This window comes from Pseudomonas sp. NPDC077408, from assembly GCF_050269105.1.
Taxonomy (GTDB): Bacteria; Pseudomonadota; Gammaproteobacteria; order Pseudomonadales; family Pseudomonadaceae; genus Stutzerimonas.
Genome location: NZ_JBNNHS010000013.1, coordinates 102116 through 110136 on the forward strand (window position 1 = coordinate 102116; position 8021 = coordinate 110136).

General features: G+C 60.4%; 8 protein-coding genes. 5 read left to right on the top strand and 3 right to left on the bottom strand.

All coding sequences use genetic code 11. The features are described from left to right. Positions 1–113 precede the first annotated feature (113 nt). The 5 genes from ACQKEK_RS21990 to ACQKEK_RS22010 are packed head-to-tail and all read left to right on the top strand — an operon-like array spanning position 114 to position 5671. On the top strand, positions 114–1079 hold the full coding sequence (locus ACQKEK_RS21990; protein ID WP_499144326.1) for a response regulator: 966 nt from the start codon (positions 114–116) through the stop codon (positions 1077–1079). Further along, positions 1079–1996 carry a putative 2-dehydropantoate 2-reductase gene (locus ACQKEK_RS21995; protein ID WP_499144327.1) on the top strand — a complete coding sequence of 306 codons (918 nt, stop codon included), beginning with the start codon at positions 1079–1081 and terminating at the stop codon, positions 1994–1996. The genes ACQKEK_RS21990 and ACQKEK_RS21995 overlap by 1 nt, the downstream gene beginning before the upstream one ends. A gap of 42 nt (positions 1997–2038) precedes the next feature. Beyond that, a complete protein-coding gene (locus ACQKEK_RS22000) occupies positions 2039–4054 on the top strand; it encodes a sensor histidine kinase (protein WP_499144328.1) in 2016 nt (671 codons plus the stop codon). A gap of 14 nt (positions 4055–4068) precedes the next feature. Beyond that, a complete protein-coding gene (locus ACQKEK_RS22005; RefSeq protein ID WP_499144329.1) occupies positions 4069–4653 on the top strand; it encodes a cob(I)yrinic acid a,c-diamide adenosyltransferase in 585 nt (194 codons plus the stop codon). Next, positions 4646–5671, top strand: coding sequence for an ion transporter (locus ACQKEK_RS22010; protein ID WP_499144330.1), 1026 nt, complete (start codon positions 4646–4648; stop codon positions 5669–5671). Before ACQKEK_RS22005 ends, ACQKEK_RS22010 begins: the two co-directional genes overlap by 8 nt. Here ACQKEK_RS22010 and ACQKEK_RS22015 read toward each other — a convergent pair. The 3 genes from ACQKEK_RS22015 to ACQKEK_RS22025 all read right to left on the bottom strand — a co-directional run. Further along, entirely contained in the window at positions 5668–6441 is a 774-nt protein-coding gene (locus ACQKEK_RS22015) for an alpha/beta hydrolase family protein (protein ID WP_128121846.1), read from the bottom strand. The two genes, ACQKEK_RS22010 and ACQKEK_RS22015, sit on opposite strands and share 4 nt — an antisense overlap. Further along, a complete protein-coding gene (locus ACQKEK_RS22020) occupies positions 6425–7552 on the bottom strand; it encodes a DUF3182 family protein (RefSeq protein ID WP_499144331.1) in 1128 nt (375 codons plus the stop codon). The genes ACQKEK_RS22015 and ACQKEK_RS22020 overlap by 17 nt, the downstream gene beginning before the upstream one ends. Positions 7553–7781: 229 nt before the next feature. After that, positions 7782–8021, bottom strand: a 240-nt coding sequence (locus ACQKEK_RS22025) for an FAD-dependent oxidoreductase (protein WP_256044805.1), incomplete at its 5' end; no start/stop codon positions are given.

Sequence of the window (8021 nt, forward strand, 5' to 3'; positions counted from 1 at the left end):
TGTGACCCAGCGCGCTTAGCTTGACGGTTCAAATGCGCCATCATTATAACTGTTCGCGCTGCTCAGGCCTTTCCATTCCCTGTTGCAGCCCCTCTCCTTCTCCGAGTCCCTGAATGCCCAACCCCCAACTCAGCATCCTGGTGGTCGACGACGCCAAGTTCTCCAGCGTGATGATAGGTCGCGCACTCAGCAAGGCCGGGTACGAAGACATTCGTTTCGCCAACAGTGCCAGCGCGGCGTTGGAGCTGATTGAACAACGCCCCGCCAATGTTCTCCTAGCTGATTGGCTGATGCCGGAAATGGATGGCCTGGAGCTGACCGCTCAGGTCCGCCAGCAGGACGAGATGTCCGATCATTACACTTACATCATTCTCCTGACCGGCCGCGACGGCCAAGACGTGCTGAGCAAGGCCTTCGATCACGGCGTGGATGATTTCATCGGCAAGTCGGTGATGAACGATCAGCTCGTGCCCAGAGTGTTTGCCGCCGATCGACTGTGCGGCTCACTGCAGCGGCTGATGCGCGAAAACCGTCTATTGACCGAAAACATCGCCAGTCTGGAAAAGCGCAACCTGATCGACCCGATCACCGGGCTCGGAAACAGTCGTTACCTGCATCAGCGCCTTGGCGACAGCTTGCGCCAGATCGAAAGCCGCGGCGGTGCGCTGTGCTTTCTGCTGATAGGCTTGCCGGAGGTTCCCAGCCAGCGGGAACGCTACGGTGAACAGTTTCATCAGGACCTGCTGCGAAGTGTCGCGAGACGTCTCCAGCAACTGGTACGCCCGCTCGACGTCCTCACCCGCCTGGATGATCGCCATTTCGGCGTGCTAACGCTGATTGATGACTTGCGCGGGTGCGCTCCGAGCAGTTTCAAGCGGCTGCATGAAGGACTCAACCTCAAGGCGTTCAAGACCGATGAGGGCTTCATTTCAATCAAGGCCGGTATCGCGATGATCAGCCTCGATGCAAGCGCGCTACCGGTCGATCCCAAGCGGGTCATCGCAGAGGCTGGATCGTTATTACCTGACGCATACGCCACCGGACGTATCGTGCCCATGCGCTACAAGCAGCCCGCCTGATGGCTGGCACCTGGCACGTACTGGGTGCCGGCAGCCTGGGCGGGTTGTGGGCGACGCGCCTGTTTCGCGCCGGCGTGCCGCTGCGCATTATCCTGCGTAATCCCCAACGGCTTGCGGAGTACCACGCCGCGGGAGGGCTTGCGCTGATCGAGAATGGTGCGAGCCGTGTCTATCCAATACTGGCAGAGCAACCAGGGGCTACGACACCGATAGAGCGGCTACTGGTCGCCTGCAAAGCCTATGACGCAGAGGCCGCCGTCGCGGAACTAGCGCCGCGACTTGCCAAACAGTCGGAAATCCTCCTGCTGCAAAACGGGCTGGGCAGCCAGCAGGCCATTGCGGCACGTTGGCCTGAGAGCCGCTGCATTTTCGTTTCCAGCACCGAAGGGGCTTACCGTCAGGCCGACTTTCGAGTCGTGCATGCCGGTCGGGGCCACAACTGGCTCGGCGATCCGGTCAACCATCAAGCGCCGCCCTGGCTTGCCGAGCTGGACATGGCGGAGATTCCGTACGTCTGGGCGGACGACATCATGGGCAAACTCTGGCGAAAGCTGGCGATCAATTGCGCCATCAACCCGCTTAGCGTGCTGAGCGATTGCCGTAACGGCGAATTGCTGAATCATCCCGAGCCGCTGCACCGGCTCTGCAACGAGCTCAGCGAGGTACTGCGGGCATGCGGCCAGCGCGCAGCCGCCGATGGGCTCGAGGCGGAAGTGTTGCGCATCATCGAGGCGACCGCGCAAAACTATTCATCGATGTATCAGGACGTGCGGAGCGGGCGCCGAACCGAAGTCGGCTTTCTGCTTGGGCAGGCTTGTCGGGCCGCACGTCAGCATGGCCTGGCGACGCCCGAGCTGAACGAACTGTTCGAGCGACTCCAGACGCTCCTGCGCTGTCACGGATTGCCCGCCGACTAAGCCCCCGCTACCCTGCAGAAACACCCTTCGCCCGTGCCTGCCATGACCCTGCGCCAGCGCCTTGAAAATCTTCCGGTCGGCCGCAAGCTGCTGATCGCTTTGCTCGTGCTGCTAGCAGCCTTGCTGCTGGTCTCCAACCTCACGTTTATCAGCGCGGCCTATTGGATATCCCGGCAGAGCGTCGCGCCCCAGGCGATGCATACCCTCGGCGCGCTGTTCGCAACACCCGAGCTGAGTGATCGCGCCCTGGAATCCAAAGCGGCTGCTGACGAGCTACTGGGGAAGCTGAACGAATATGCGCCGCTGCGGGCGGCTGTGGTCTATGACCGCACGGGGCGCAGCCTGGCTGAACTGTATCGTGGCGATCGGCTGGACTTACCGCAGCAGGTGAGCGACTTGCCGGCGTGGCAGAAGAGCGAGATGCGCGCCAATCTGTTGATCGAGCTGCCACAGGCTGCGGGGCCACCAGGTCATCTATTGATGGTCGCCAGCAGCGAACTGCCAGGCGCGTTCTACACGGGCACCTTGACCGCCAGCCTCGCCATCCTGCTCGCCAGCCTGCTGCTATGGGCGCTGGTGGCGCGGCAGATTCGTCGTCTGATTACCCGGCCGATCCGCGACCTAGAAGCCCTGTCCCGCCAGGTGACCCGAGAAGAAGACTACTCCCTCAGGGCGACACCGAAAAACCGGGACGAGATCGGCCACTTGGCCGATGCCTTTAACACCATGCTGTCGCGCATGGAGGCTCGCGAGCAGCAGCTCAAGCGTGCCCGAGACGATGCCCAGGAAGCCTTCGATCACGCGCAAGGCCTGGCAGAGGAGACCCGTCATTCCAACCGCAAGCTCGAGCTCGAAGTCCAGGTTCGCAGCAAAATCGAAAAGAAACTCACCGGATTCCAAAACTACCTGAACAGCATCATCGACTCGATGCCCTCGGTACTCATCGCGCTCGATGAGCAGCTCTACGTCACCCAGTGGAATCAACAGGCCAGTGTGCTATCCGGAACGTCAATCGATGACGCCTTGAACCAACCCGTTTTCATCGCCTTCGAGCCGCTAAGGCCCTTCCTGGCTCAGATCCGTCGTACATCTGAGCATCATCAGGTCGAGAAGATCGAACGTGTCACCTGGGCCTTCAATGGTGAGCCTCGGCATTATGCATTGACGCTCTATCCCCTGATGGGCGGTGGGGGTCGGGGCGTGGTGATCCGTATCGACGACATTACCGAGCGGATCAACATGGAAGAAATCATGGTGCAGTCGGAAAAGATGTTGTCGGTGGGCAGCCTTGCCGCAGGTATGGCGCACGAGATCAACAACCCCCTCGGTGCCATCCTGCACAACGCACAGAACATCCGCCGGCGGCTATCGCCTGAGCTTGAGCGGAACCGCGACGTTGCTCTGGATACCGGGGTCTCGCTGGAAGCCGTCAACCTGTATCTGCAGCAAAGGGAGATCCCGCAACTGCTCGACGGTATTCAGCAAGCCGGATCGCGAGCGGCCAAGATCGTCAGCCACATGCTGAGTTTCAGTCGCCTGAGCAACCGGCAACTGGCGGAGTGCCCGCTGGCCGTGCTTATTGACCAGGCGTTGGAGATTGCCGGCAACGACTTTGCACTGATGGACGGTTTCGACTTCCGCTCTATTGAGATCCTCCGAGACTTCGATCCCCAAGTGGACCGCGTCCCCTGTATCGCCAACGAGCTGGAACAGGTGTTGCTGAACTTGCTGAAAAACGCCGCGCAGGCTATCCATCAAAGACCGGAGCGAGGCCGCGGGCAGATCATTCTGCGCACACGGCTGAATCCGCCTTGGTGCGAGATTCAGGTCGAAGACAATGGCAGCGGGATTCCTGAACATATCCGCAAGCGAATTTTCGAACCCTTTTTCACTACCAAGGAGGTGGGTCAGGGAACCGGGCTGGGTCTTTCCGTTTCGTATTTCATCATCACCAACAATCACAAGGGCCAGATGGAAGTGCAGAGCAGGCCGGACCAGGGCACCTGCTTTACGCTGCGCCTGCCGCTGACATCCGCTATTGAACTTAACAACAGCTGAATCAAGGAATCCAGATGGGCAACCGACTCTCGAAGATCTACACCCGCACCGGTGATGCCGGAGAAACCGGCTTGGCCGACGGCCGCCGAGTGCCCAAGGATCATCCGCGAATCGAGGCGATGGGCGAAATCGACACCCTCAACAGTCAACTGGGCCTGTTGCTGGCCGAGCTGGCCGAAGCCCAGGCGCGCTGGCCGGATCTGGCCGAACTGATCGAAGTTCTGGGGCCCTGCCAGCATCGTCTGTTCGACCTGGGCGGTGAGTTGGCGATGCCTGAGTATCAGGCACTGACCGCCGCCGAGGTCGTCCGTCTAGAGGCGGCGATCGATCATTGGAATCAGGAGCTAGGCCCGCTGGAAGACTTCATCATGCCGGGCGGCTCACGGCTGATTGCCCTCGCCCATCTGTGTCGGAGCATGGCGCGTACCAGCGAGCGCCGTTGTCAGCAACTTAATGCGATCGAGCCGCTACGCGCGGTCGGCCTGGCTTACCTCAATCGCCTGTCGGACCTGTTCTTCGTAGTGGCCCGGCTGATTGCGCGGCGTCAGGGCTGCGCAGAAATCCTCTGGCATGCGGCCAGTGCGCCTGCCGATGCCTGAGCAAACGCGGCGGCGCGAGCGCTTAATCGACGGGCTGCACGCGGCTTGGGAAGTCCTGATCGTCCTGCTGGTGTGCATCAACCTTGGGCTCATCCTGTTCGATAGCCTGTTCATTTTGCAGCCAATCAACGACGCCCTGGCCGAATGGACTCCCGCCGTGCATCAACGCTACGACGCGCTGATTCACCAGAACTTCCAACACATCGACCTCGCCTTCGTCGCGATTTTTGTCTTCGACGTGCTGCTCGGTTGGACCGTCGCGTTGTTTGAACGCCGCTACGCACGCTGGTACTACTACCCCTTCGCTCACTGGTATGACGTGCTCGGCTGCATTCCGTTAAGCGGCTTCCGCTGGCTGCGGGTACTGCGCGTCGGCAGCCTGTTGATCCGTCTGCAACGGTTGGGGCTGATCGACATGCGACGCTGGGCGGTGTTTGGCCTGGCCAACCGCTATTACCTGTTGCTGCTCGAAGAACTATCCGATCGCGTCATGGTTCGCCTGTTCAGCCGCATGCAGCAGGAGATCGGAGCCAGCGACGACCTCTCCCGCCGCTTGCTGCAAGAGGTCGTCAGGCCGCGCAAGGAACGGCTGCTCAACGACCTTTCCCGTCGCATGCACAGCATGTTGGAGAGCGGCTACCGGGACAATCGGGGGGCCATCGAAGGCTATGTAGGCGGACTAATTCACCAGGCTCTGCTGAACAACCCGGAGGTGATCAGACTGCGCCGCCTGCCCATGGGGGGACGAGTCGCCGATACCCTGGATGAAGCGCTCAGTGATATCGCCGCCCAGCTACTTCAAGGAGCCGCCGAAGGACTTCAGAGCCCGCAGTTCCAGAGACTTGCACGAAACCTGGCCGACGAGTTCTTCGAGGCCTGGGTTTACCAGGACGAGAACACCGACCTGGCACTCGAAGAGCTGCTGGTGGATGTCATCGAAGTCCTGAAACAGCAGGTCCTCGATCGACGCTGGAGTCGTTTTGTCGGCCCCATTCAGCCACCTTTACCCCCAGGCTAGCGACGGTTCGCCGCGGCAACGCCTTCCTGCTGGTCGAGTCGAGCCCCGACTACCATCTCGGTCGCCCAGTTAACGAGGATGTCGGTATAGGCCTTCTGGCAGCAATCACTGGTTAGCGCATGATCAGCACCGAGAATGATCCGGTGCGTCAGGGAATGCGTCTGATGGAAGGCGGCGCGGTAACTCATGATGGTGCTGTGCGGAACCAAGTGATCGTGCTCGGACTCGACGATCAGCACGTCGCCGCGAAAGTCGGCGCAGGCTGCCAGTGCACGGTTTTCCTCCGGCACAACTCGTCGACCACGCAGTTGATTGAGCAGATCCCGGTTCAGCTGGCGCTTGGGCACCATCCAATCATCGTCCCCGTACAGCGCTGGAACCCGCATGGCCAACCATTTAACTGGCCTCAGCGCCGTAAGCAAAGCTGACAAGTAACCGCCGTAACTGGTGCCCACCACGGCAATCGCCGATGGGTCGATGTTCGGGTGTTGCGCCAGCAGATCGTAGGCGGCCAACAGATCATTGAGATTCTGCTCGCGCGTAACGGTCTGCTGTTGCGCCAGCGTCAAGGCATGGCCGCGCAAATCGAAGGACAAGCAGATGCAGCCCAATCCCGCTATACCTCGAGCGCGCGTCAGGTCACGTTCCTGACTTCCCCCCCAGCCGTGCACGAACAGGACGCCGGGCAGTTTGGTTGGCGGTGAGAGGAAAGTACCGGCGATATGTTCATCGTCAACCAGGATGTCTACGCATTCACTCTGAGTCGCCATAATCCTCCACCACTACGTACTTGGTGATAAAGCCAACCTCGGCGTCTTCGTCCCGGAACAGTACGGTCGCACCGGACGGAACTACTTGCGACTCACCATAGACTTCAACGGTAGACGCCCGTACTGCGCCGCTCTGGCCCTGCATGAGGGTCTCAAGCGCAGCGATTTCGGCACCGCTTGCGCCACCGATCCGCCATGACTGCTCCAGCACACCGGAACAGGCACGACCACGACCGTCGACGCCCTGGGCAATGTCGTAGTTACGACGGGACGCGAAAAATCCTCGAAAGCACGCCGATGCGGCATCGTCGTAGACCTGCGCTTGCATAATGGCCAGCCGGGCCTTCTCCGGAAGATCGAGCCTCAGCAAGGCCTCGAAGTCACCGTCCGATACGACCAGATCTGATCCGCCGTAAACCGTCTCGCCAGAATTGTCAGACGTCAGGCGCTGAGTCCCATAGTAGCTGAGCGTTCTCCCCGCCACCCGAATTTGCCCAACACTGAAGGTCGTCACGTGCTCCAGGTTGGCCTCGAGCACCAGCCCATAGTGAGCCATCTCCTTCTCGTCGACGTGTTCCAGCGCATTATCCAGCTGTTGCTCGGAATTGATGCGCTCCTGCCCTCTTCCGCCGGTGGCTCGCACTGGTTTCAGCCTCAGCGAACCTTCATGCAACAGCCGCCGCCCGGCTTCGCGGGCATCTGCGAGCGAAAAGACGCTATAGCCGGGAAGCACGCTGCCACTGACACGCGCCGCGAAGTCACGAGACCAACCAACTGGCGCATCTGCATCCGGACGCACCAGCGGATGCGTGATGGCCTTGGTTTCGATGAATGCCTGCGGTACCACGCCACCGAACAGATCTTCCTCATCATCGAGGCCTAGCTCACGGGCTGCGTCTGTACCGATGATGGTGCCAGACGGCACGAAATACAGTGGATGCGAATACTCGATGGATCGGTCGTACTCACCGAGAAACGTCAGGCCTTTAACTGCCGCTAGACGCTTGGCCAGATGCTCATGCACGGCCTTTTCATGTTTGGGGTCTCTGGACCTGTTGGCCAGAGTCACTACTGCCCCGCGGGGCGTTTGCGGCGCATCCGCATTGATCATATGAGGACTCGCTCCATGGACTGCTGATACATGCACGGCGAGCGGATCGATAGCCGCCCGTTTCGCTCGTTACCACCCGAGCCAAAGCGGATCCGGTGTAATAAGGTAGACCTTGGATATCGACTATCTATCCTTCGAATCGCATCCCGTGTGGGTCTGGACGTCAGCAGCCAGAAACAAAAAAGGGGAGCAGACCTTGGCCTGCTCCCCTTTCTTTTTACCTCGACGCTCAGTCTTCGACAGAGCTGCGGATCAGGTGGTCGAAGGCACTCAGCGACGCCTTGGCGCCCTCGCCAACAGCGATGACGATCTGCTTGTACGGCACAGTTGTGACGTCACCAGCGGCGAAGATACCCGGCAGTGATGTCTCGCCGCGCGCATCGACGATGATCTCGCCGCGCGACGTCAGCTCTACCGTACCCTTCAACCAATCTGAGTTCGGCAGCAGGCCGATCTGCACGAAGATGCC

Excerpts from the sequence above, each read along its gene's own strand:
- ACQKEK_RS21990 (WP_499144326.1), top strand. The coding sequence starts at position 114 with ATGCCCAACCCCCAACTCAGCATCCTGGTGGTCGACGACGCCAAGTTC.
- ACQKEK_RS21995 (WP_499144327.1), top strand. The coding sequence starts at position 1,079 with ATGGCTGGCACCTGGCACGTACTGGGTGCCGGCAGCCTGGGCGGGTTG.
- ACQKEK_RS22000 (WP_499144328.1), top strand. The coding sequence starts at position 2,039 with ATGACCCTGCGCCAGCGCCTTGAAAATCTTCCGGTCGGCCGCAAGCTG.
- ACQKEK_RS22005 (WP_499144329.1), top strand. The coding sequence starts at position 4,069 with ATGGGCAACCGACTCTCGAAGATCTACACCCGCACCGGTGATGCCGGA.
- ACQKEK_RS22010 (WP_499144330.1), top strand. The coding sequence starts at position 4,646 with ATGCCTGAGCAAACGCGGCGGCGCGAGCGCTTAATCGACGGGCTGCAC.
- ACQKEK_RS22015 (WP_128121846.1), bottom strand. The coding sequence starts at position 6,441 with ATGGCGACTCAGAGTGAATGCGTAGACATCCTGGTTGACGATGAACAT.
- ACQKEK_RS22020 (WP_499144331.1), bottom strand. The coding sequence starts at position 7,552 with ATGATCAATGCGGATGCGCCGCAAACGCCCCGCGGGGCAGTAGTGACT.